Annotated in this window: 21 protein-coding genes; 19 read left to right on the top strand and 2 right to left on the bottom strand. The window is 35.8% G+C overall.

Annotation, left to right across the window (positions count from 1 at the left end):
- The first annotated feature begins 15 nt into the window (after positions 1 to 15).
- Both BLT48_RS14140 and BLT48_RS01815 read left to right on the top strand, forming a co-directional pair.
- Entirely contained in the window at positions 16 to 1,017 is a 1,002-nt protein-coding gene (locus BLT48_RS14140; protein WP_267462142.1) for a glucose PTS transporter subunit IIA, read from the top strand.
- Between the two features lie 12 nt (positions 1,018 to 1,029).
- Positions 1,030 to 2,472: a 6-phospho-beta-glucosidase gene (locus BLT48_RS01815; RefSeq protein WP_035022388.1), complete on the top strand. Its 1,443-nt coding sequence runs from the start codon at positions 1,030 to 1,032 to the stop codon at positions 2,470 to 2,472.
- Between the two features lie 426 nt (positions 2,473 to 2,898).
- Here BLT48_RS01815 and def read toward each other — a convergent pair whose 3' ends face one another.
- Positions 2,899 to 3,462 (bottom strand): peptide deformylase, encoded by a 564-nt coding sequence (gene def / locus BLT48_RS01820; RefSeq protein ID WP_035022391.1) that lies wholly within the window; start codon positions 3,460 to 3,462, stop codon positions 2,899 to 2,901.
- A gap of 215 nt (positions 3,463 to 3,677) precedes the next feature.
- On the opposite strand from def, the gene gdhA reads away from it, so the two are divergent.
- The 16 genes from gdhA to BLT48_RS01900 all read left to right on the top strand — a co-directional run bounded on the left by gdhA (position 3,678) and on the right by BLT48_RS01900 (position 24,136).
- Entirely contained in the window at positions 3,678 to 5,024 is a 1,347-nt protein-coding gene (gene gdhA, locus BLT48_RS01825) for an NADP-specific glutamate dehydrogenase (RefSeq protein WP_089974724.1), read from the top strand.
- Between the two features lie 549 nt (positions 5,025 to 5,573).
- Entirely contained in the window at positions 5,574 to 6,683 is a 1,110-nt protein-coding gene (pdhA, locus tag BLT48_RS01830) for a pyruvate dehydrogenase (acetyl-transferring) E1 component subunit alpha (RefSeq protein ID WP_089974727.1), read from the top strand.
- Positions 6,684 to 6,685: 2 nt separating this feature from the next.
- On the top strand, positions 6,686 to 7,663 hold the full coding sequence (locus tag BLT48_RS01835) for an alpha-ketoacid dehydrogenase subunit beta (protein ID WP_089974731.1): 978 nt from the start codon (positions 6,686 to 6,688) through the stop codon (positions 7,661 to 7,663).
- Positions 7,664 to 7,712: 49 nt separating this feature from the next.
- Positions 7,713 to 9,335 (top strand): 2-oxo acid dehydrogenase subunit E2, encoded by a 1,623-nt coding sequence (locus tag BLT48_RS01840; RefSeq protein ID WP_089974734.1) that lies wholly within the window; start codon positions 7,713 to 7,715, stop codon positions 9,333 to 9,335.
- A 12-nt stretch (positions 9,336 to 9,347) separates the two neighbouring features.
- A complete protein-coding gene (gene lpdA, locus BLT48_RS01845; protein ID WP_089974736.1) occupies positions 9,348 to 10,754 on the top strand; it encodes a dihydrolipoyl dehydrogenase in 1,407 nt (468 codons plus the stop codon).
- A gap of 229 nt (positions 10,755 to 10,983) precedes the next feature.
- Complete coding sequence (locus BLT48_RS01850) at positions 10,984 to 11,922, top strand: lactate/malate family dehydrogenase (protein WP_089974738.1); 939 nt, start codon at positions 10,984 to 10,986, stop codon at positions 11,920 to 11,922.
- Positions 11,923 to 11,939: 17 nt separating this feature from the next.
- Complete coding sequence (locus BLT48_RS01855; RefSeq protein ID WP_089974740.1) at positions 11,940 to 12,221, top strand: UPF0223 family protein; 282 nt, start codon at positions 11,940 to 11,942, stop codon at positions 12,219 to 12,221.
- Positions 12,222 to 12,280: 59 nt separating this feature from the next.
- A complete protein-coding gene (locus BLT48_RS01860; protein ID WP_051923381.1) occupies positions 12,281 to 13,072 on the top strand; it encodes an inositol monophosphatase family protein in 792 nt (263 codons plus the stop codon).
- A 353-nt stretch (positions 13,073 to 13,425) separates the two neighbouring features.
- Positions 13,426 to 15,267 (top strand): translational GTPase TypA, encoded by a 1,842-nt coding sequence (gene typA, locus BLT48_RS01865; protein WP_023177547.1) that lies wholly within the window; start codon positions 13,426 to 13,428, stop codon positions 15,265 to 15,267.
- A gap of 255 nt (positions 15,268 to 15,522) precedes the next feature.
- Entirely contained in the window at positions 15,523 to 16,692 is a 1,170-nt protein-coding gene (locus tag BLT48_RS01870; protein WP_035022410.1) for an FtsW/RodA/SpoVE family cell cycle protein, read from the top strand.
- A gap of 106 nt (positions 16,693 to 16,798) precedes the next feature.
- Positions 16,799 to 20,230, top strand: a complete 3,432-nt coding sequence (locus tag BLT48_RS01875; RefSeq protein ID WP_089974743.1) for a pyruvate carboxylase — start codon at positions 16,799 to 16,801, stop codon at positions 20,228 to 20,230.
- A 104-nt stretch (positions 20,231 to 20,334) separates the two neighbouring features.
- Positions 20,335 to 21,525, top strand: coding sequence for a CAP-associated domain-containing protein (locus BLT48_RS01880; protein ID WP_143019094.1), 1,191 nt, complete (start codon positions 20,335 to 20,337; stop codon positions 21,523 to 21,525).
- Between the two features lie 53 nt (positions 21,526 to 21,578).
- The gene (locus BLT48_RS01885; RefSeq protein WP_035022414.1) at positions 21,579 to 21,881 is read left to right on the top strand and encodes a YlbG family protein; all 303 of its coding nucleotides are present in this window, start codon (positions 21,579 to 21,581) and stop codon (positions 21,879 to 21,881) included.
- Between the two features lie 107 nt (positions 21,882 to 21,988).
- Positions 21,989 to 22,552: a 16S rRNA (guanine(966)-N(2))-methyltransferase RsmD gene (rsmD, locus tag BLT48_RS01890; RefSeq protein ID WP_089974745.1), complete on the top strand. Its 564-nt coding sequence runs from the start codon at positions 21,989 to 21,991 to the stop codon at positions 22,550 to 22,552.
- Position 22,553: 1 nt separating this feature from the next.
- A complete protein-coding gene (gene coaD / locus BLT48_RS01895; protein WP_089974748.1) occupies positions 22,554 to 23,045 on the top strand; it encodes a pantetheine-phosphate adenylyltransferase in 492 nt (163 codons plus the stop codon).
- A 47-nt stretch (positions 23,046 to 23,092) separates the two neighbouring features.
- Positions 23,093 to 24,136: a SepM family pheromone-processing serine protease gene (locus BLT48_RS01900; RefSeq protein ID WP_176944049.1), complete on the top strand. Its 1,044-nt coding sequence runs from the start codon at positions 23,093 to 23,095 to the stop codon at positions 24,134 to 24,136.
- A gap of 57 nt (positions 24,137 to 24,193) precedes the next feature.
- On the opposite strand, the gene BLT48_RS01905 is transcribed toward BLT48_RS01900, so the two are convergent.
- Positions 24,194 to 24,940 (bottom strand): TspO-related membrane protein, encoded by a 747-nt coding sequence (locus BLT48_RS01905; RefSeq protein WP_051923382.1) that lies wholly within the window; start codon positions 24,938 to 24,940, stop codon positions 24,194 to 24,196.
- Positions 24,941 to 25,102: 162 nt separating this feature from the next.
- On the opposite strand from BLT48_RS01905, the gene BLT48_RS01910 reads away from it, so the two are divergent.
- Positions 25,103 to 25,810 (top strand): helix-hairpin-helix domain-containing protein, encoded by a 708-nt coding sequence (locus BLT48_RS01910; RefSeq protein WP_035022427.1) that lies wholly within the window; start codon positions 25,103 to 25,105, stop codon positions 25,808 to 25,810.
- The last annotated feature ends 58 nt before the right edge of the window (positions 25,811 to 25,868 follow it).

A 25,868-nucleotide genomic window follows, 5' to 3' on the forward strand; every position in this document is an offset into this window, starting at 1 on the left:
GCATGGCAGTTGTTTGTGTTGCTAGGAGTCCACTGGGGAATTACACCAGTCATTCTAGCCAACCATGAAAAATATGGGATGGACACTTTCCAAGTGTATCAAACAATCGCCGTTATCTCTCAAGTAGGAGCAGCTTTAGCCGTTTTCTTAAAAACAAAGAAAAAAGAAGTCCGCAGTGTCAGTTTATCTGCAGCCATTACTGGTTTATTCGGAATTACTGAACCAGCCATTTATGGGGTTAACTTGCGTTTCAAGAAACCATTTATTATTGGAGTTGTAACGGGAGCAGTTGCTTCATTGGTAACTAGTTTCTTTAATTCTTTCTCATTTGTGTATACAGGATTACCTGGTCCTCTAACCATCATCAACACGTACAGTGCTGAGTATCCTTCTTCTTTCTGGGGAGTATTGGCTGGAACGATCATTGCTCTTGTATTGCCAATTATATTGGTTCAAATTTTTGGTTATGGAGATGACACTGTAGAAGCAGCAGCTGATGCATCATCGACTACAACAGAAACGGATGCTGAAAGCAACAACCACACTGCAGTCGCTGTAGATAGTTCTTCAGAAACTGACATTCAATCTCCAATCAAGGGAACGCTTGTACCGTTAGATGAAGTACCTGATCCTGTATTTTCATCAGGAGCAATGGGCAAAGGAATAGCGATTAAACCTGCAGAAGGTAGAGTAGTAGCGCCATTTAATGGTAAAGTAACATTAGTAGCAGGTACTAAACATGCTATTGGATTGATTTCTGACGACGGTGTAGAAGTGTTGATTCATATTGGACTGGAAACTGTTGAGTTAGAAGGTAAGCCCTTCACTGTTCACGTTGAAGCAGAGCAATCCATTGAGAAAGGCGATTTGCTTATGGAATTTGATATCGACCAAATTAAAGCAGCTGGTTTGTCGACTATCACACCGATCGTAGTAACGAATACTAATGATTACGCAGATGTATTGGTTTCTCAAACAAAAGAAGCAGTAGGCACGATAGTAACCATTAAAAAATAGGAGGATGTTCAAATGTCTAAATTTCCAAAAGATTTCTTATGGGGCGGAGCGTTAGCAGCCCATCAATTCGAAGGTGGCTGGGATCAAGGTGGTAAAGGACCAAGTGTCGCTGATGTGATGACGGCTGGAGCAGCTGGTAAACCACGCGAAATCACCAAAACGGTTGAAGAGGGTAAATTTTACCCGAATCACGAGGCCATTGATTTTTACAATCGTTATAAAGAAGATGTGGCGTTGTTTGCTGAAATGGGATTGAACAGTTTACGTACATCTATTAACTGGACACGTATTTTCCCTAAAGGTGATGAAGCTGAACCAAATGAAGCTGGACTTCAATTCTACGATGATTTGTTTGATGAATTATTGAAAAACGGTATTGAGCCGGTCATTACGCTAACTCACTTTGAAATGCCGCTTCACTTAGCACAAACTTATGGTGGGTTTAGAAACCGTAAAGTAGTCGATCTCTTTGTTAAATTTGCTGAAGTAGTTTTTGAGCGTTACAAAGATAAAGTGAAATACTGGATGACGTTTAACGAAATCAACAATATGATGGATTACACAAACCCAATCTTCTTATGGACAAACGTGGGTGTTCAAGTTGAAGCAGGCGAAAATGCTAAAGAAGTGATGTATACTGCAGCACATCACGTGTTATTGGCAAGTGCTCTATCAGTGAAAATCGGACGCCAAATCAACCCTGATTTCCAAATAGGGGCGATGGTGTCTCATGTACCAATCTATCCATTAACGGCTCATCCAGAAGATGCTATGTTGGCTGAAGAATCCATGCATCTGCGTTATTTCTTCCCGGATGTACAAGTGCGTGGCTATTATCCAAACTATACGCTGAAAGAATTCGAACGTGAAGGATTGACTATTCCTATTCGAGAAGGCGACGCTGAAATATTAGCACAAGGTAAAGTAGACTATCTAGGGTTTAGTTACTATATGTCTAATGTGGTGGATCATAAAGATGAAAATAACGATGATGAAGCTGCTAACGTGCATGGAAAGATTCCTTATCAAGTAGACAATCCTTACCTAAAAGCTAGTGACTGGGGTTGGACGATTGATCCTGTAGGTTTGCGTTACACGTTGAATCGTTTCTGGGATCGTTATCAAATACCACTGTTCATTGTGGAAAATGGGTTTGGTGCGATTGATACTGTTGAAGAAGACGGTAGCATCCATGATAAAGCTCGTATCTCTTATTTGCGTGAACACATCAAACAAATGAGCATCGCGATAAATCATGATGGTGTTGAATTAATGGGGTATACACCTTGGGGCATCATTGATATCGTTTCGTTTACTACTGGAGAAATGAAAAAACGGTACGGTATGATTTATGTCGACCGTGATAATGAAGGTAATGGTACAATGAAACGCAGCAAGAAAGATTCGTTTGACTGGTATAAAAAAGTCATTGAATCGAATGGAGAAGATCTATAAGATAGTTAAAGAGGCAGTTTGGAATCTAAATTGAAATGTCCCGTCAAGTAGACAGGTAAATAAACAAAAAGCCATGTATGATAAAAATCATGCATGGCTTTTTAGGCTCTATACTTTTTAGTGTGGATAACTTAGTTAAATGGGTTACAAGAAATTTCTGGAGGAATAGGGTTTGCTTGTAGCCATGCATTGGATTCAATGCGAATTATATAGCGTTAATGCTTTAGCAGTTACGCTATATTTGAGGCTTGAAAGTTCTGAAGACTACAGGCTTCAGACGTTCCCATGGCTCTCCACAAGCAAACCCGTCTATTCCAGAAGAAATGATATTTACTTCTATCAACACCATTTGACAAAGAGTCGCTTTTTGTAGTGTCTACTTTTAGGGGAGCATACCAGTAAATCTTGGTCTCTGATTTTTCAGTATTAAGAAATAACTTTTACATCGTCATCGATTTTAAAGGGCTGTTCTTTATTGATGTGATCATAAAACATAATGCCATTGATATGGTCAATTTCATGTTGAATAACAATCGCTGGGTAATTTTTTAAACGCGTTTTGTGAAGTACTCCTTCTAAGTCGAAGTACGTTAATGTAATCCGGCTGTGACGAGGCACATAACCGGGTACTTCACGATCCACAGATAAGCAACCTTCACCTTCTGTTAAACAAGCGTTTTGAACAGAATGACTGATGATCTTTGGATTGACCATTACAGCGCTAATAATTGGTTCGTCAATTCCTTCTTCAATTCCAGGGATGTGTACAGCAATCAAACGTTTTGAAATGTCTAATTGAGGTGCTGCAAGTCCGACTCCAGCGCGTAAGTTATATTTTTCAGCAAGTTCAGGGTCTTGGCTGTTTTTTAGAAATTGGAGCATATCTTTACCTAATTGCTTTTCTTCTTCACTAAGGGGCAATGCTAATTCTTTAGCAACCATTCTTAAGGTAGGATGGCCTTCTCTAATAATGTCTTCCATTGTAATCATAACGTTTCACTCCTAATATATGTTTCTAATAGTCATTTTCCACATAAGGAAAATCCTTTATCAATTTCATCTTATCTATTTTATCAGTAAACTCAACTTTTTGCACGATGTATAAAAAGTTGAAAAAAAACTTTTTTTCATAAATAGATTATGGGATAATGGTGAACATGAAAAGAGAACGTGTTTTTAAATCGAAAGTTAGAGGAGATTAGAATATGATAGATGCAAAAAGTTATGTTAATGAAGTTTATACTAAAGTTTCAGAACGGGATCCGGATCAACCGGAATACTTGCAAGCAGTCAAAGAATTTTTTGGTACTATCGAACCAGTCTTCGCAGCTCATCCAGAATTAATCGAAAAAAATATTTTAGAGCGCTTAGTGGAACCAGAAAGAATTCTACAATTTAGAGTTCCTTGGGTCGATGATCAAGGTGCAGTAAATGTAAACCGTGGATACAGAGTGCAATACAATTCTGCTATAGGACCTTATAAAGGAGGACTACGTTTCCATCCGTCTGTTACACAAAGTATCGTGAAATTTTTAGGGTTTGAACAAATTTTCAAGAATAGTCTGACTGGATTACCTATTGGTGGCGGTAAAGGCGGTAGTGACTTTGATCCAAAAGGGAAATCGGACAATGAAGTTATGCGCTTTTGTCAAAGCTTTATGACAGAACTGCAACGTCATATAGGGCCGGATATCGATGTACCAGCTGGTGATATTGGTGTAGGTGCACGTGAAATTGGCTTTTTATTTGGACAATATAAAAAGTTGAATGGTTTCCAAGCAGGAATTTTAACTGGAAAACCGATTTTCTTAGGTGGTAGTTTGGCACGAACAGAAGCTACAGGCTACGGGTTAGTTTACTTTACTAAAGAAATGTTAGACGATATTGGAAAATCTTTCAAAAATCAAAAAGTCGTTGTTTCAGGAAGTGGAAATGTGGCTATCTATGCAATTGAAAAGGTTCAAGAATTTGGTGGAACGGTTATTGCTTGTTCAGATTCAGATGGTTATATTTTTGATCCAGAAGGAATTGACTTGGCACTTGTTAAAAAAATCAAAGAAGAAAAAAGAGAAAGAATTTCAGAGTATCTTAAAGAACGTCCAAATGCAGTCTATGAAAATGGCAATATCTGGGACTTAGATGAAAGATATACAATTGCACTCCCATGTGCGACTCAAAATGAGATTGATGGACCAACAGCACAGAAAATGATTAGCCAAGGAGTTGGTGCTGTTGCTGAAGGTGCGAACATGCCATGTAATTTAGAGGCTGTTAAAGAATTTCAAAAGGCTGGAATCGTTTATGGTCCAGCTAAAGCAGCTAATGCTGGTGGTGTAGCAGTTTCAGCATTAGAAATGAGCCAAAATAGTCAAAGACTAAATTGGAGTTTTGAAGAAGTAGACGATGAATTGAAAAAAATTATGAAAAACATCTATAAAGAAATAAAAGATACAGCTAAGTTTTATAATTTAGATGGGGATTTTGTAGCCGGTGCGAATATTGCTGGTTTTACAAAAGTTGCGAAAGCAATGTTAAGTCAAGGCGTGATTTAAAAAAAATATAGAAGAATCCAATAATGATTGGGTTCTTTTTTTAGCTTTATAAAGACAATTTTGTTTTTATAGGGGAGTTAAATACAAAAAACGAAAAAATTGAAAGGAAATTAAGTAAATAAAACGAAAAAAGACAAATCTTAACTAAAATTAATCAAATTATCATTTGTTTGTGAAAAAAGTGTAAAGTAGAAATAACGTTAATTTTTACAAAAAAGTAATACAGTTTAAAATAAATTATATAACAGTTTAAGAAAGGTGGGTAGTAGTCTAAATCGACAACGAATGGATATTTTATGTGCTATATAACAAAAGTCGGATGAAAGCGTTAGTGAATAATTTCACTTGTGGAATGGTGCGTTAATCAAAAAAAGTAGAATTTCAATGGAACGGCTTGTTTTACAAGGAAGCAACGGCATGTTTACTTGCATCTAGGATGAAAGCGTGTTAAATTTAAATTGTAAAAAATTCTAAGTAATACAGTTTCTTTAACAGTATAAAACAGAATTTTGAAAACAATATTGTAAACGAGAGAGGAATGGGTTATACATGGTTAACAAAAAACAACCAGTAGATTTTGAAGCATTGTTAAACACAATTGATGCTGCTTTCCCAATGGTACAAATCTTAGATAAGGACGGTAAAGTCGTAAACAAAGATATCATGCCTGATTTATCTGACGATCAACTAGTTGAATTGATGGGAAAAATGGTATGGTCTAGAATTTTACATGAACGTTCAATGGCTTTAGCTCGTCAAGGACGCCTAGGTTTCTACGCTCCTACAGCTGGACAAGAGGCTTCTCAATTAGCAAGTCATTATGCATTTGAAAAAGAAGATGAGTTGTACCCAGGATACCGTGACATTCCTCAATTAATCCAACATGGATTGCCAATATCAAAAGCATTCTTATGGTCTCGTGGACATTCAATAGGAAACGAATATCCTGAAGATTTACATGCTGTACCACCACAAATTATTATTGGAGCTCAAATCATCCAAGCTATGGGTGCTGGTATCGGTCTTAAAAAACGTGGCAAACCAAACGTTGCTTTTACTTACACTGGTGATGGCGGTTCATCTCAGGGAGATTTCTATGAAGGATTGAACTTTGCTGGTGCCTATAAAGCTCCTGTAGTATTTTTTGTTCAAAACAACGGATACGCAATCTCGACTCCTCGTCATAAACAAACAGCAGCAACTACATTAGCTCAAAAAGCTGTAGCAGCTGGAATTCCAGGAGTTCAAGTAGATGGTATGGATCCATTAGCAGTTTACGCTGTTACTAAACAAGCAAGAGAATGGGCTGTAGCTGGAAATGGTCCTGTCTTAATTGAAACAGTCACTTCACGTTTCGGTCCTCACTCAACATCTGGAGACGACCCAACACGTTACCGTGACAAAGATAGTTTTGATTACTGGGAACAACGCGATCCATTAATTCGTTTCCGTAATTTCTTAACTGAAAAAGGATTATGGTCTGAAGAAAAAGAAAATGAATTAATTGAAAAAACTAAAGAAGAAGTTAAAGCATCTGTTAAAGAAGCTGACCAAGCACCAAAACAAAAAGTTTCTGATTTCTTGAAGAATATGTATGAAACACCAACTCAAGTTATCGCTGAACAAATTGCAGCTTTCGAAGCAAAGGAGAGTAAATAAGCATGGCACAAAAAACAATGATTCAAGCGATCACTGAAGCGCTTGACCAAGAAATGGAACGCGATCAAGATATTTTGATTTTCGGTGAAGATGTAGGTAAAAACGGTGGAGTATTCCGTGCAACTGCTGGTCTTCAAGAAAAATACGGCGAAGAACGTGTTTCAGATACACCGCTTGCTGAATCAGGTATTGGTGGATTAGCAATTGGACTTGCATTCCAAGGTTTCCGTCCTGTTCCAGAAATCCAATTTATTGGTTTCTTATTTGAAGTCTTAGATTCAATCGTAGGACAAGCTGCACGTACTCGTTACCGTATGAGCAGTACTCGTAATATGCCTATTACAATTCGTATGCCATTTGGTGGTGGAGTTCATACTCCAGAAATGCACTCAGATAACCTTGAAGGTCTGATTACTCAATCTCCAGGTATCAAAGTAGTTGTTCCGTCAAACCCATACGATGCAAAAGGATTATTGATTTCTGCATTACGAGACAATGATCCGGTAGTATTCATAGAACACATGAAATTATACCGTTCATTCCGTGATGAAGTTCCTGAAGAAAGTTACACTATTCCTCTAGGAAAAGCTGCTATTACTCGTGAAGGTAAAGATGTTTCTGTTATCACTTACGGAGCTATGGTGCGTGAAGCCATTAAAGCTGCTGATGAACTAGAAAAAGAAGGCATCTCTGTAGAAATCGTTGACTTAAGAACTATTTCTCCATTGGATATTGAAACAATTATAGCTTCAGTTGAAAAAACTGGACGCGTTGTAGTAGTTCAAGAAGCACAACGTCAAGCAGGTGTAGGCGCAATGGTTATGTCTGAGATTTCTGAACGTGCTATCCTTTCACTACAAGCTCCAATCGGACGTGTAGCAGCACCAGATACAGTTTTCCCATTTGGTTTAGCTGAAAATGCATGGTTACCAAATGCTACTGATATTGCTGATAAAGTTAAAGAAATTTACAATTTCTAATTTAATATTTCTAAAAGAATAGCTAAATATAGAAGGGAAGAAAAATAAAATGTCATTTAAATTTAAATTACCAGACGTTGGAGAAGGAATGGCTGAAGGTGAAATCGTAAAATGGTTTGTAGCTGAAGGCGATACAATTGAAGAAGAAGATTCAATCGTAGAAATCCAAAACGACAAATCTGTAGAAGAAATTGCAACACCAGTTTCTGGAACTGTTAAAAAAATTATGGTTGAAGAAGGAACTGTAGCAACAGTGGGACAAGTTATTATTGAAATTGACGCTCCAGGATATGAAGATGAAGAAGAGGAATCTATTCCAGCTACTTCACCAGAAGCACCAGCTGCATCTGCTCCAGAACCTGCAGCAACACCAGTTTCATCAGGAACTTCATTCTTCCAATTCAAAATGCCAGACGTTGGAGAAGGAATGGCTGAAGGCGAAATCGTAAAATGGTTAGTAGCTGAAGGCGATACAGTTAATGAAGAAGATTCTGTTGCAGAAATCCAAAACGATAAATCTGTAGAAGAAATTGCGACACCAGTTTCTGGAACAATCAAAAAGATTTTAGTTGAAGAAGGAACTGTAGCAATGGTAGGTCAAGTATTGATCGAAATTGACTCTCCAGAGCACAACCCTAAAGGCTCAGCAGCACCAGTTGCTCAAGAAGCGCCAACTGAATCAACTGTAACATCAGCTTCAATAGAAGCACCATCTTCAAACAAAAATGTTTTAGCAATGCCATCTGTTCGTCAATTCGCTCGCGAAAATGACGTAGATATCACTCAAGTTTCTGCTACTGGTAAAAACGGTCGTACAACTAAAGAAGATATCGAAAACTTCAAGAAGAATGGTGGAAAAGCACCTGAAGCTGCAGCACCAATACAAACTGAAAAAGCAGCTCCAGCTAAAGCTCCAGCAGCTAAGAAAGAAGCAGCTCCAGCTAAAGCATTCAAATCTAACCAAGCTGAACTTGAAACTCGTGAAGCAATGACTCCAATGCGTAAAGCTATTGCTAAAGCAATGGTAAACAGCAAAGCGACTGCTCCGCATGTTACATTGTTTGACGAAGTAGATTCAACTAAATTAATGGCTCACCGTAAACACTTTAAAGATATCGCAGCAGGTAAAGGTGTTAAATTAACATTCTTGCCTTACGTTGTTAAAGCTATCGTTTCAGTATTGCGTAAATATCCAGCATTGAATGCATCAATTGATGATTCAACAAACGAAATTGTTTACAAACATTACTTCAATATCGGCATCGCTACAGATACTGACCGTGGATTGTTTGTACCAGTTATTAAAGATGCGGATGCTAAGAGTATTTTCTCTATTGCAGGCGAAATTACTGAACTTTCTGGTAAAGCTACAGAAGGTAAATTAGCCGCTAATGAAATGAGCAACGGTTCAATTTCAATCAGTAATATCGGTTCAATCGGTGGAGGCTGGTTCACTCCAGTAATCAACTACCCTGAAGTTGCTATTTTAGGTGTAGGCCGTATCGCTAAAAAAGCAGTTGTTAATGCAGATGATGAAATTGTTGTAGCACCAGTTATGCAATTGTCATTAAGTTTTGACCACCGTATCATTGATGGAGCAACTGCACAAAAAGCAATGAATGAATTGAAAACATTGCTTGCTGATCCAGAATTATTGTTAATGGAAGGGTAAGGTGAAGTTAAAATGGTAGTAGGAGATTTCGCAATAGAGTTAGACACAGTGGTTATCGGTTCTGGTCCGGGAGGATATGTAGCAGCTATTCGTGCTGCTCAAATGGGACAAAAAGTTGCCATCGTGGAAAAAGAGTATATTGGTGGGGTTTGTCTTAATGTCGGATGTATTCCTTCCAAAGCACTAATCAGTGCTGGACATCACTATCAAGATGCATTAGATTCATCAGTTTTTGGAGTTTCTGCTGAAAACGTGGTTTTAGATTTTGCTAAAACTCAAGAGTGGAAAAACAATAAAGTTGTAGCTTCTTTAACTAAAGGTGTTGAAGGCTTATTGAAAAAAAATAAAGTAGAGATTCTTCGTGGTGAAGCATACTTCAATGATGAACATACTTTACGTGTGATGACTGAAGTAGCTGCTCAAACGTATTCATTTAAGAATGCAATCGTAGCAACTGGTAGTCGTCCAATTGAAATCAAAGGTTTCAAATTCGGCAAACGTGTCATCGACTCAACTGGTGGATTGGCTTTACCAGAAGTTCCTAAAAAACTTGTTGTAGTTGGTGGCGGATATATTGGTAGTGAATTAGCTGGAGCTTACGCAAACTTAGGAGCTGAAGTAACCATTCTTGAATTTGCACCATCTATTTTGCCAACATTCGAAAAAGATATGGTTAAATTAGTAACAGACAACTTTAAAAAGAAAAATGTTACGATTGAAAATAATGCAATGGCTAAAGAAGCGGTTGAAACTGAAAATGGCGTATCTGTCACTTATGAAGTGAAAGGCGAAGAAAAAACAATTGAAGCTGATTATGTAATGGTAACAGTTGGTCGTCGTCCAAACACAGATGAATTAGGTTTAGAATCAACTGGTGTTGAAATGAATGAACGTGGACTTGTTAAAGTTGACGCTCAAGGTCGTACAAATGTGAAAAACATTTATGCAATTGGAGATATCACTCCAGGAGCAGCGTTAGCTCATAAAGCTAGTTACGAAGCTAAAATTGCTGCTGAAGCAATTTCTGGCAAAAAAGTAGCAATCGATTATAGAGCAATGCCTGCTGTTGCCTTTACAGATCCTGAATTGGCTGTAGTTGGTTTAACTGCTGCTGAAGCAAAAGAAAAAGGTTTAGATGTTAAATCTTCTAAATTCCCATTAGCTGGGAATGGACGTGCTTTATCTCTAAACGCTACTGAAGGTTTTGTTCGCTTAATAACTACTAAAGATGAAGGTGTGTTGGTTGGAGCTCAAGTTGCTGGTGTTAGTGCTAGTGACATTATTGCTGAAATTGGTTTAGCAATTGAATCTGGAATGGTTGCAGAAGATATTGCATCAACTATTCATGCTCACCCATCTTTAGCTGAAGTTACTATGGATACTGCTGAACTGGCATTAGGTTTACCGATCCACGCATAATTATTAGAAATCTACTACTTTGTAGTCATTTTAATTGTTCCAATTAGAATGTGTTCATACTGAAAAAGGGGTTGAGACAATTTGTCTCAACCCCTTTTTTTGCATCTCTGCTTTTTGTTGTTTAATACCAGATGTCGGGTGTATTGTCCCCACTTTAAGAAGATATTTTGGTATACTAAGTTTGGTAAGGTTGGTAAAATAGATAATATCTAACATTGGAGGAGATCAAATGGAAAACGACAAAAAAATTGTAATAGTTGGATCCGATGACTTAGCTTATCATTTTTGCTTTTTGAGTATGATGACATTAAATGTAAAAGATATTTATTTATTTCCTTTTTCTATTCAACAAAATGATAAAATCAATGATTTGAAATATGCATCTGAAGTTTTTTCTATAAATGAATTGAAATTAGGTAGTGAAAAAGATTATGCGGATGCAGATATTTTAATTTTAAGTGCTAAAGAAGAAAGACAGGAGAATGAGCAGGACTCAGAGTACCTTAGAAGGAATATATTACTGGTGCGCAAAATCATCAATCAAGCTATGGCATCAGGTTTTAGTGGCTTGATTTTAGTAGCAAACGAATTTAATGGTTTATTTACATATCTAGTATGGAAATTTTCTGGATTACCTAAGCATAAAATTTTTGGCATAGGTACGTATATTGATACTCTTTATTTTCAAAAATTAGTCAGTAAGGTTTTAGATACTTCATTTCGCGAGGTAAAAGGGTATGTTATTGGAGGAACCAGTCCTTTACATAAATTAGCAGCTTGGAGTCGTTCAAGTGTTGGGGGAAATTCATTATTAGGATTAACAATGGATCCAACAACAAATATTAATCAAGATGATATGTTTGAAATTGAAGAAAAGATAAGAAAGCAAAACCAGCAAAATGAGAATCAGGAGTTAACGAGCACTCATACAGCTGCATTACTAAATTTGGTACAAATTATTTTAAAAAATGAAAATGCTATTGTTCCAATTGTCCATCTAATGGATATAGGTGAAATGAAAGATATTCCATTATCGATTCCTGTTGTATTAGGAGGAAATGGCATTAGACAAATCGCCGGGTTGAGTTTTTCTGAAACAGAGCAAAAAAATTTAATTGTTATTGCAAAAGAAATTCGAAGCCAATTAGATTGGATAGAACAAGGTTAATAAATGGAGGGTTAAAAATGGAAAGAAATTATAGTTACCCAATTGATTATGATTGGACAAAGGAACAAATGGAAGATGTAGTTAATATATGGCGTATGGTAGAGTTAGCCTATGAAAAAGAGATTGATAGAGAAGAGTTTTTAATGAAGTATGAAAAATTCAAGAGAGTTATTCCAGCTATTGGAGAAGAAAAAAGGTGGGGCAAAAAATTTGAAGCTCTTTCAGATTACTCCCTTTATCGTGTAGTGAAAGAAGCGAAAACAACTACAAAGAAAAGAATCCATCTAAATGAAAAGTAGAGTAGTTGTGTTTTTTTTACTTTTCTTGGTAAACTAAAATCAATTACTTTTAAGAGGACGTGAATGTTTTGAATCAGTTTATAGAAAGAACTCAGTTGATACAAGAATGGATTTATGATGCTGCAAAACTTATCAAGTCATCATTTGAAGAGAATCTAGATATCCAGCAAAAGTCGAATCGAAATGACTTAGTTACTAATATTGATAAAGCTGTAGAAAAACAATTTATTGAAAAAATTCATCAGTTTTTCCCAGGGGAACGAATTATGGGGGAAGAAGGATTTGGAGATGAATTTCAAAATTTAGATGGAATAGTATGGATCATAGATCCAATTGATGGAACCTTAAATTTTATCAAACAACAATATGATTTTGCAATAATGGTAGCTGTTTATGAAGATGGGATAGGCCAAGCAGGATTCATTTATGATGTGATGCAAGATAAGATGTATTCAGCTCATAAAGGTAAAGGAGCCTATTGCAATAAAAAGAAGCTGCCTCCTGTTAAAGATCTATCTTTAAAAGAAGGATTAGTAGCAATCAGTAGCGCACTTATGTCAAAAGAAGAAGGGTTAGCTAGACTAGTAGGAAGAGCAAGTTCGGGTGTGCGATTGATTGGTTCAGCTGGAATTGAGACTGCTCATGTTGCTTCTGGACAATTGATTGGCTATATAGCAGCATCTTTAGCCCCGTGGGATATTGCCGCCGGGAAAATTATTGCTGAAGAAGTTGGTCTCATCTACACTAAGATGAATGGAAGTTCAATTGATTTGCTGCAAAAAAATCCTTCGCTTGTTGCTACGCCTACCGCCCATAAGGAAATAATCATGTTATTAAACACAAAAAAGTAAGGTGAGATTGAATGTTGTCTTATAATTTAGAGAAGAAACAAGCAGTATTTTCATATTTTAGGACATAATATAAAAACAGTGTTTAAAAAATGTGAATCATCTAATGAATGAATCGCTTACAATTGAAAAGTTGCAAAAAATGTGTCTTTTTTCTTTTCAATTACTTCTATAAGTGTTAGAATAGACAAGTTGATAGTTGTCTTCATAAGTTTTCAATGCGTTTTCATCAAAGAATTGCAAAAAACTTATGAATAGTTCAAGTGCAAAGTTGTATTGAACAGAACACTTTTTTATTCGTAGATAGCGATTCAGTAGCATTGAAATAAGAAGAAGAATCTTGGAGGAATACATTAATGAAAAAAAGAGAAAACCTTAGAAATGTCGCTATAATTGCCCATGTCGACCATGGTAAAACAACATTAGTCGATGAATTATTAAAGCAATCAGATACATTAGATGCACGTAACCAATTGGCAGAACGTGCAATGGACTCAAATGCTTTAGAACAAGAACGTGGAATTACAATTTTAGCTAAAAACACTGCTGTTAAATATAAAGATACTCATATCAACATCTTGGATACACCAGGCCATGCTGACTTTGGTGGAGAAGTTGAACGTATTATGAAAATGGTTGATGGTGTAGTTTTAGTTGTCGATTCTTATGAAGGTACAATGCCTCAAACACGTTTTGTATTGAAAAAAGCTTTGGAACAAAAAGTTGTTCCTATCGTAGTAGTAAACAAAATCGATAAAGATTCAGCTCGTCCTGCAGAAGTAGTAGACGAAGTATTAGAATTATTTATTGAATTAGGTGCCGATGATGATCAATTAGATTTCCCAGTTATTTATGCGTCAGCAATGAATGGAACATCTAGTTTATCAGATGATAAAAATGATCAAGAACCAACAATGGCTCATGTCTTTGATACAATTCTTGAAAAAATCCCTGCTCCAATTGATAACTCTGACGAACCTTTACAATTCCAAGTATCGTTATTGGATTACAACGACTATGTTGGACGTATTGGTATCGGACGTGTATTCCGTGGAACAATCAAAGTTGGAGATTCTGTAACATTAAGTAAATTAGACGGATCAACTAAAAACTTCCGTGTAACAAAACTTTTTGGATTCTTCGGATTGCAACGTGTAGAAATCGATGAAGCAAAAGCTGGAGATTTAATTGCAGTTTCTGGTATGGAAGATATCTTCGTTGGGGAAACTGTTACACCAGTTAACCATGTAGATCCATTACCAATCCTTCATATTGATGAACCAACATTGCAAATGACTTTCTTAGTAAACAACTCACCTTTTGCAGGTCGCGAAGGTAAATGGGTAACTTCACGTAAAATTGAAGAACGCTTAATGTCTGAGTTGCATACAGACGTTTCATTACGTATTGATCCTACTGATTCTCCAGATGCATGGATCGTTTCAGGTCGTGGAGAATTGCATTTATCAATTCTTATTGAAAACATGCGTCGTGAAGGTTACGAATTGCAAGTTTCTCGTCCAGAAGTTATCTTAAGAGACTTTGATGGCGTTCAATGTGAACCATTTGAATTAGTTCAAATCGATACTCCTGAAGAATACATGGGTTCAATCATTGAATCTTTAAGTGCTCGTAAAGGTGAAATGAAAGATATGGTCAATAATGGAAATGGTCAAGTTAAATTGACTTTCTTAGCTCCAGCTCGCGGATTGATCGGATACTCTACTGAGTTTCTTTCAATGACACGTGGATACGGAATTATGAACCATACATTTGATCAATACTTGCCACGTTTAAAAACTAAAATTGGTGGTCGTCGTAATGGTGCTTTAGTTTCAACTGAAACTGGAAAAGCAACAACTTACGGTATCATGGGTGTTGAAGATCGTGGTACAATCTTTATTGAACCAACAACTGAAATTTATGAAGGAATGATCGTTGGAGAAAATTCTCGTGAAAATGACATCACTGTTAATATCACGAAAGCTAAACAAAAAACTAACGTACGTTCTGCTAATAAAGACCAAACTAACGTAATTAAAGCACCTCGTCATTTAACACTTGAAGAATCATTAGAATTCTTAGGTGATGATGAATACTGTGAAATTACTCCTGAAAATGTTCGTTTACGTAAACAAGTTTTAAATAAAAATGAACGTGAAAAATCTGCTAAGAAAAATAAAGCGTCACAAAACTAAAACTAAAGAGACAGTTCCTCAAAAATGATGGATTCATTTTTTGGGGAACTGTTTTTTTATAACTCCTTCCTACTAAAAAAGGAATTAGGTCAAATTAGAGCCCTTTGTTATTGTTGGATGGATAGTTTGTTGCTATAATAATAGTGTTGCGTAATTTGCGACTAATGAATAATGGATTAAAGGCAGCTTAAAATTAATCAGGACAGGATTAAAATTATAGAATAAGGAGGCCAAAGGCTTCTTTTAGCCGTGAATATGAGGAAATTTAAATATCTTGATTACTATATCTTTATCCCTTATTTAGTTTTATCCATAATAGGGATTTTAATGGTTTATAGTGCTAGTAGCTATGTTGCTATAAGCAAGTACGATGACTCGCAACGATTCTTTATTCGGCAAGCTTTCTTTGTTGTATTAGGTTTAATTACGAGCATGATTGTTTTTTTATTCAAATATAAACTATTAAAAAACAAGCGATTTTTAATGGGTGCAAGTGGATTTGTCGCAATCTTACTTGTCTACTTATTCTTTTTTGGTCAAATTACAAATGGGGCAAAAGGTTGGATATACATTTTAGGTTTTGGTTTTCAACCGGCTGAATTTGCAAAAATAGTAGTTATTTGGTATTTTGCTTATATTTTTTCAAAAAAACAAAATCAACTTGTGCATAATTTTAAAGAAACCGTCACTCCACCGCTCATTTTATTTGGTTTCTATTTACTGTTGATCCTTTTACAACCTGATGTCGGTGGTGCTGCCATTTTACTTGTTACAGGGACTATTATGATCTTAGCAAGCGGGGTGTCAACAAAATTATCAGTGGCTGTTGGAGTAATAGGAGTTGCTTTAATAGGGGGTATACTTGCACTTGTACGTGTATTTGGGATGAGCCTGCCTTTTTTAGAGAAATACCAATATGACCGATTTTTAGCTTTTTGGGATCCTTTTGCCGTTTCAGAAAGTGCCGGACTTCAACTAGTGAATTCCTATTACGCACTACGACGTGGCGGTATTTTTGGAGTCGGGATCGGAGAAAGTATTCAAAAAACGGGTTATTTACCGGAACCTTATACAGACTTCATCATGTCCATTATTGGTGAAGAAATGGGCTTAATTGGTATAATGGTTATTGTTGGGCTATTTAGTTTACTGATTTTACGTATTTACTTAGTTGGTATTCGAACAAAAGATTCATTTGGATCACTTATTTGTATCGGTATCGCAACAATGTTATTAGTCCAAGGACTTGTTAATTTAGGCGGGGTTATTGGATTACTGCCTATCACAGGTGTAACCTTTCCATTTATCAGTTATGGAGGTTCGAGCACGATTGTTTTAACGATTTCTATTGGCTTAGTATTAAATGTCAGTGCTACAGACAAAAAACGCAATCAGCAAGTAGTAGAAAAAAATAGCAGAAATTAAATGTGTTTACTGGATGTAGTAAACAACTTGTTTACAGTGTTGTCTTTTTTTAAAGATAAGGTGCATCCTACCTATTAGAAAAAATACGAAATTTAGGAGTGAAATGATGAAAAAAGTATTAGTAGCAAATCGTGGTGAAATAGCCATTCGTATTTTTAGAGCTTTAACAGAGTTAGCTATTGAAACAGTAGCTGTTTATGCACAAGAAGATGAGGGGTCTGTTCATCGTTTTAAAGCCGATGAAGCTTATTTAGTAGGAAAAGGAAAAAAACCTATTGATGCTTATTTAGATATTGAAGACTTGATTCGTATTGCTAAAGACTCTGAAGCAGATGCCATTCATCCAGGATACGGTTTTTTATCTGAAAATATTGATTTTGCGAGACGTTGTGAAGAAGAGGGAATCATTTTTATTGGTCCAAAACTACACCATTTAGATATTTTTGGAGATAAGATAAAAGCAAAAGAAGCTGCAATCGCGGCGGGGATTCAGTCTATTCCAGGGTCAGACGGTCCAGTTGCAGATTTAGAAAGCGTAAAAGAATTCGGAAATTTATACGGCTATCCAATTATTATTAAAGCTGCTCTTGGTGGAGGCGGACGTGGAATGCGTGTGGCTAACAGCGAAGCAGATGTAAAAGATAGTTTTGAGCGTGCACAAAGTGAAGCTAGGGCTGCATTTGGTAGCGATGAGATTTATGTAGAGCGCTATATTCAGGATCCCAAACATATTGAAGTACAGATTTTAGGGGATACTCATGGAAACATCGTTCATTTATACGAAAGAGATTGCTCTGTTCAACGTCGTCATCAAAAAGTTGTAGAAGTCGCGCCTTGCGTTTCTATTTCAGAAGAGTTGAGAGCTGAAATGTGTCTTTCTGCTGTTCAATTGATGGAACATGTTGGTTATGTAAATGCTGGAACCGTTGAATTTTTATTAGAAGGCGAAAATTTTTATTTTATCGAAGTAAATCCTCGTGTACAAGTTGAACACACGATAACCGAAATGATTACGGGTATAGATATCGTTCAAGCTCAAATTTTAATTGCTCAAGGGAAAGATCTGCACAAAGATATTCAGATTCCACAACAAAAAGATATTCCATTGATTGGTGCTGCCATTCAATGTCGTATCACAACTGAAGATCCATTGAATAATTTCTTGCCTGATACAGGTAAAATCAATACGTACCGTTCTCCAGGTGGCTTTGGTATTCGTCTGGATGCAGGAAATGGATTTCAAGGAAGTGTAGTTACACCTTTCTTTGATTCATTGTTGGTTAAAGCTTGTGTCCACGCTACTACATTTGAGTTGGCTGTACAAAAAATGGCTCGCTCGTTAAAAGAGTTCCGTATACGTGGAGTGAAAACGAATATTCCTTTTATGCAAAACGTTATTTCACATCCGGTTTTTCTATCTGGTGAAGCTAAGACAACATTCATTGATACTACACCTGAATTGTTTAAATTTTCAAAAGTTAGAGACCGTGGAAACAAAACGATGCATTACATCGGAAACATTACAGTCAATGGATTTCCTGGCATTGAACAAAGAGAGAAAAAATTCTTTGAACCTGCAAGAAAGCCTGCAAAATTACTAATATTAGATAATGACTTTGTAAGTGCAAAAAATGTCCTAGATAATAGTGGTGCCGATGCTGTGGTAGAATGGATCAAAAATAAAAATGAAGTGTTGCTGACAGATACCACTTTTAGAGATGCACACCAAAGTTTATTAGCTACTCGAGTGAGAACACAAGACTTCTTAAATATTGCTGAAGAAACTCAAAAAGGTATTCCACAGTTGTTTTCTTCTGAAATGTGGGGAGGAGCTACATTTGACGTAGCTTATCGTTTTTTAAATGAAGACCCTTGGGAAAGATTGGAAAAATTACGAAAAAAAATGCCAGATACATTATTCCAAATGTTATTCAGAGGCTCCAATGCTGTAGGATACCAAAACTATCCGGATAACGTTATTGAAGCGTTTATTCAACAAGCGGCTAAAAATGGGATTGATGTGTTTCGTATTTTTGATAGTTTGAACTGGATCCAACAAATGGAAAAGAGCATTCAAAGTGTACGTGATGTTGGTAAAATTGCAGAAGCAACGATTTGTTATACTGGAGATATCAATGATCCGAAGAGAGATAAATATACAGTCGACTACTATAAAAATATGGCTAAAGAATTGGAAAATCAAGGTGCACATATTATTGCTGTTAAAGATATGTCTGGCATATTGATGCCGCAAGCTGCTTATCGCTTAATTAGTGAATTAAAGGAAACTGTAAATGTTCCAATTCACTTGCATACACACGATACGAGCGGTAATGGGATCTTTACCTATGCTGCAGCTGTAAAAGCTGGTGTGGATATTGTGGATGTGGCTATGAGCGCAATGAGTGGAGCGACTAGTCAACCAAGTATGAATAGTTTGTATTATGCCTTATTAAATGCAGATAGAGCACCTGATATTAAAATTGAAAACGTGCAACAAATCAACCATTATTGGGAAGATATTCGTGCTCAATATAGTGACTTTGAAGTAGGAATCAGTGCACCTTCTACCGAAGTGTACCAACATGAGATGCCTGGTGGACAATACACCAATTTGCAACAACAAGCTAAAGCAATTGGATTAGCTGAGCAATGGGATGAAGTCAAAGTAATGTATGCAACAGTCAATCGAATGTTTGGAGACATTGTTAAAGTTACACCTTCATCAAAAGTAGTTGGAGATATGGCTTTATTTATGATACAAAATAAATTATCTGAAGAGGACGTATATGAAAAAGGAATGGACATCGATTTTCCTGAGTCTGTTATCAGTTTCTTTATGGGTGATTTAGGACAACCGACTGGTGGTTTCCCTGAAAAACTTCAACGTATTGTATTAAAAGGCAAAAAACCGATTACCGTTCGCCCAGGTAGCTTAGCTGCACCAGTTGATTTTAATGAAATCAAAAAAGAGCTGGCTGAAAAAATTAACGCAGAGCCTACTCAAGAAGATGTCCTTAGTTACATTATGTACCCTCAAGTATTTATAGACTACCGTAATAATCTAGAAACTTTTGGAGAGGTAACACTTTTAGATACAATGACATTCTTCCATGGTATGCGGACTGGAGAAACTGTCGAAGTTCAGATTGAAAAAGGGAAAACGTTGATTATAAAATTAAATCAAATAGGCGAACCTGATTCTGAAGGTATGCGTATTTTATACTTTGATTTAAACGGTCAAGGAAGAGAAGTAGTTGTAAAAGATTACAGCATCACAAGTACAAAAGCTGTACGTAAAAAAGCAGAACCTACAAACAAAAAACATATCGGAGCTACTATGCCAGGATCTGTACTTGAAGTATTGGTACAAAAGGGTGATCATGTAGTTCAAGGACAGCCAATCATCATCACAGAAGCAATGAAAATGGAAACAACGATCAAAGCCAATGTTGAAGGAATAATTGATCAAATTTATGTTGTAGATGAGGATATTATTGAAACAGGAGATTTACTGATTGAAGTGAAAGCGAACTAGAATCGAATAAATTGATGAACAAAGTAATACTCATTTTAAGGATGATAACTGGCATTAAAGTTCAGTTAAAATGATTTAGCTACCAAATTGAGGAGGCTAAATGAGTGAAGACACTTTTAAGATCTTTGCCGCTAATTTTCATTATGCTTCTGGCTACGTATTGGTTGCCAGAAGTCATTTCAAGAAATCCATCAGACATCATCACACCAAAAGAAGAAAGTGAAACTATTCAATCTGAATCTTATGACTATCAAACAACAGATTTAGAGCCTGAACAGATTCCAATTGCAGGCTTAGGCAGTTATGTCGGTCAAAAAATTGAAAATTTCACCGGAAAATTTGGTGATCCAACACGAATCGATCCAACTGTTTATAAAGAAGAACGCTGGATATTTGGAGAAGACGAAACAGATTATGCGCAGTTAATAGTAAAAGATGGCATAATAATCGATTTATTTGTATTGGGATCCCAATTAGATGTAGCGCCATTTAAAATTGGCATGTCCATTACTGAAGTATTTCAATTAGCAAGTTTTTATCCAACTTATTCTGTAGAAAATCAAGGGGAACAAGATACTCTAGAATTAACAGAAAGTGATTTAAACTATCGTCCTCTAATTGCTTTTGATAATGGAACATTTGCTGTATTAATGATGGATCGTTCGACAAATCAAATGATTGCTATTCGTTATCTAGACTCCCCATCGCTAATTCGTTTGGGAGTCTATGATGATGGTTCAAAACAACATTTAAATGCTTCTTTTGAAGTAGATGAAATAAGACAAGATGCCATTAATGAAGCCAATCAAAAACAAATGTATGAGATATTAAATATCTTACGACAACGGTATGAACTTTCTGCGCTAACTCCGAGTGATGCCTTATCTGGTGTAGCTGAAACCATTTTTATCAATCAAGAAGAACAAATTATTGCGGACCGCCAAGCCAATAAGGAAAGTAATTTTTCAGAAACGGAAAGCTCGGACAAAGCTAGTAAGAATCAGAATTCTTCAATTGAAACGTTTATTCTAGATGACGACTTTAACTCTATTGATGAGCAGAAAAATCAGACTTATCAAACACTAACAAGTGAGCAGATAAAGCTCACCTTACAAGAGACAGAGTTGAAGTTAAATGAAGTACGTGTGTTGTATTCGATTCAGGAAACGGATGTTGCATGGCTTGCAACTAACTGGTTCAGTCTTGAAATTGAACGAAATTTCTTGATGGATGCTGGTATGACAGAAATAGGAGTAGCTTATCGTGCGAACGATATGCTACTAATTCTTCATTAAATAAGACGTTTTAAAGAAAAAAACAATACGGAAATAATTGAAGGAGTGGTTATATGGAATTAACTACAAACGAGAGACAAGGAATCATTGTTTGGGTTTATAGTTTAAGACATTTTAAAACGCTTAAACGTTTTGGGTTGATTCACTATGCTTCTAGACGAATGAAATATGTTGTGATGTATATCAATCAATCTGATGTAGAAATGACGCAAAAGAAATTAGCTGACTTACATTTCGTTCGAAAAGTAGAGTTATCCTATAGACCGTTTATTAATTTAGATTTTAAAGATTTTTTTGGAAAAGAAAAAAAAGACATTGATCAAGAAGAAGCTATGTCTAGTGAGACTGTTTTTTAATTAAAATGCTAAATAAGTCGATAGACTAACTTCATCGGCTTATTTAGCATTTTACAGTGTGAGAAGTTTTCTTAAGCGGTAAGTTAAACTGAAAGGAAGTTGTAAGTATGCGTATCATCACAGGAGAATATGGAGGCAGAAGATTAAAAGCTGTCCCAGGAAACAATACCAGACCCACAACAGATAAAGTAAAAGAATCTATTTTCAATATAATAGGGCCTTATTTTAACGGTGGAAATTGTTTAGATTTGTTTGCTGGAAGTGGAGGATTAGCTATTGAAGCAGTTTCTCGCGGTATGGATAGTGCGGTACTGATTGACCGAGATCCTTTAGCCATCAAAACGATAAAAGAAAATATTAGTGTAACAAAGGAATTAGATAAATTTGAGATTTATCGAAATGATGCAAATCGAGCAATCGATTTATTAAGAGGAAAGAAAAAATTTGATCTCTTATTTTTAGATCCACCGTATGCTAAACAAGAGATTGAAAAACAAATTGAAAAAATAGTTGATTCTGATTTGTTGAATGATGAAGCCATTATTATTTGTGAGGTGGATAAGCGGACCCAATTAAATGAAAATATTGGTGCAGCAAAAGTCTTTAGAAAAGAAGTTTATGGGGCAAGCCAAATTGTAATGTATGAATACGCTAAGGAAATGGGGAAGTAAAATGACTAAAATTGCTTTGTTTCCTGGAAGTTTCGATCCATTTACTAATGGTCATCTCGATACAGTTGAAAGAACCTCAAAATTATTTGATCAAGTTGTCATTGCTGTTGCGACTAATACGTCAAAAAATGCTTTATTCTCTCTAGAAGAAAAAATGACTTTTATTAAACAGTCTGTCGAACATATTGAAAATATAAGTGTAAGAGAACATAGCGGCGGATTGACGGTAGAACTAGCAAAAAAAATCGGAGCAGTGACTTTGGTAAGAGGATTACGGAATAATGCCGATTTTGAGTATGAATCGACGATTGCAACAATGAATAAAATTCAACATAAAGATATTGAAACGGTTTTTTTAATGTCAAATGAAAAGTATCGATTTCTAAGCTCTAGTTTAATTAAAGAAGTAGCCATGTTTGGTGGCGATATTTCCAGTCTTGTTCCAGTTGGAGTTAATGAAGCTATAAAAAGAAAATATGCTAAAATAAAATAAATCAGTTCAATTCGTTAGTAAATTTAGCTATGCAGAGGATGATTGGAATGAATGCTAAAGAAAAAAAGACTCGCAAAGGTTTGCTTGTTGCACTAATCGTAATTATTCTTGCAGGAGTTTTTGTTCCTATTCCCTATTATATTGAAGGGCCAGGTTCAGCAGTGAAGCTAAACGAATTGGTAGAAGTTGACAACAAAAAAGACCCAGAAGATGGTCATTTTATGTTGACGACTGTTGCGGTCAGAAGAGCAACTCCATTTACGTATTTCATGAAATATTTGCCTTTTCATGAAGGGCTCACCACCGAAGAACTGTTTGGTACAAATACTTCTGATGCAGAATACACTAATCTACAGAATTATTATATGACTAGCTCAATCAATGCAGCGATTGAACAAGCTTACGAGGCTGCTGGAGAAAAGTATCAGTTGACCTATAACGGCGTTTATATCATGTCCATTTTGGAGAAATCTGATTTTGAGGACAAGTTAGAGATTGGAGACACTATTCTTTCACTCGACGGACAGTCTTTTGATAGTTCCTCTGAATTTATTGATTATGTTCAACAACAAAAAGTTGGACAAGTCATTGAAGTAACGTATGAACGGAATGGCGAACAACAAACCACTTCTGGAAAGTTAATGGAAATGGAAGAAACTAAAAAAGCTGGTCTTGGAATATCTTTAGTCGACAATACGTCAATTGAAACAGAGATCCCTGTATCTATTGATGCTGGAGAAATTGGAGGACCATCTGCTGGTTTTATGTTTGCTTTACAAATCTATACGCAATTGATGGATGAGGATTTGAGAAAAGGAAATGAAATTGCTGGTACTGGAACGATGCAACCAGATGGCACAATTGGTCGAATCGGAGGAATTGACAAAAAAATTGTTGCAGCTAGTGAAGAAGGAGCGACAATCTTTTTTGCTCCAGATGATACAATTGATCCAGTTATACAAAAGAATTATCCTGAAATGAAGTCGAATTATCAAGAAGCACTTGATGCAGCAAAAAAAATTGATACCGATATGAAAATTGTACCTGTAAAAACATTTCAAGATGCCATTGATTATTTAAAAAACCTATAAACCATTCGATTTAATTAAAAAGCCGAAGACATAATTGTCTTCGGCTTTTTTTCAACTTTAAAAGTGATAAGGATTTTTTTTAGCTGTTTTTCGATTAAGGAAGAATGAAATAATACTTCCAAGTATAAGAATAACCGTTAATCCAGCTGTAACAATAGCTATTGATTGATGGTCTGGTAAGTTCTTGGTAACTATTCCATACATTGCCCATATAAAGACCAAAATAATAGCCCAATCTTTAAAAAAATAAGCAATACCTAAACCTAAAAGAGTTGCTAGTGATAAGAGTACATAAGTGACTATTGTTTGGAGATTTACTTCGATACCGATACTAGCAACTAACCAATAACTGAAATTTGTAATGGTAGCAACAATGATCCAGCCTAAGTAAAGAGAAATAGGAATGAGGTAAAGTTTAGAAGGAGTTGTCCTTTTTTGAGCTTGGTATAAAAATATAAGTGATAGAAGTAGTAAAAATATAACAATAAATGCAATTCCGTCCAAGAGAAAATGCCAAATTAAGATCCAAGACGTATTAAGCAAACAGGTTAGTAAAAATCCCCAAAATTGACCAGAACTGAGCGTCTGTTTCTTAAAACTAAAACTTAACAACCATAATAATAGTGCAAAATAGATGACTCCCCAAATACTAAAGATAAAACCAGCAGGAGTAAAAAACACCTCATACGTATCAGAAATTTCTCCTGTTTGATAGCCGTTTATTGGCAGGATATTAGCTAAAGCATTTACAGTAATCATTATTCCGTAAGCTAAATATAAAATAATTTGCTTTCCTATAGTCATTTTCATCACTCCTTAATTTAGTAATCATCGATTTTAAAATTACGTTAACTCAACCATACTACAAATTTTAAAGAAAATAAATTAAAGCGACTGGTTAAAAAAAATAGGTGTTTTTTTTTACGTATACTACTTTTTAGAAGGACTCAAAGGGAGTGTTAGGAGATGTTGAAAACTAGCAAAGACTGGCTAATAAAAAATCGTTTATTTATTGAGATAGGTATACTTAGTTGCTTAGTGCTCAGTGTGTTTGGACTAATTTTAACGTTTTTGAAAAGCGATGATAATATAGAAGAAACCTCAGAGATGTTGAGTTATTTGGAAAGTGAAAGTAACTATTCAATGGCATCAAATCAAGTTGAACAACAATCAGAAAGTCAATCAGAAAAAATTTATATAGATGTTAAAGGTGCAGTGTATCTTCCGGGTGTGTATGAAGTGACAAGTGACATGAGGTTAATTGATGCTATTGAACTGGCTGGTGGTTTTAGCGAGAAAGCAAATCAGAATCCGGTAAACTTATCTTTAAAGTTGACAGATCAAATGGTGATTTTTATTCCAGAAGTTGGAGCGGTTGATGAAAAAAAATCAGAACTAGAAACTTCAGCTGTTCCAATAGAAGAAGCCGTCATTACAGTTCCTAAAGAAGATAGTGCAGCAGCAACTTCTGAAAAAGTAAATATCAACCTCGCAGATTCAAATGAACTCCAACAATTACCTGGAATAGGGGAGAAAAAAGCAGAGCAAATCATAAGCTATAGACAAGAGAATGGTTCATTTCAAAAAATTGAAGATCTGAAAAATGTGTCCGGCATTGGTGAAAAAACTTTTGAGGCATTACGAGTGGATGTTACTGTGGGCGATGGTGAGTAAGGTGAGAAGAAAAAATGAAGTATTGAAAGTATTTGTGGGCTTTTGTATACTTGAGAAA

The organism is Carnobacterium viridans (assembly GCF_900102725.1).
In the GTDB taxonomy this organism is placed as follows: Bacteria; Bacillota; Bacilli; order Lactobacillales; family Carnobacteriaceae; genus Carnobacterium_B; species Carnobacterium_B viridans.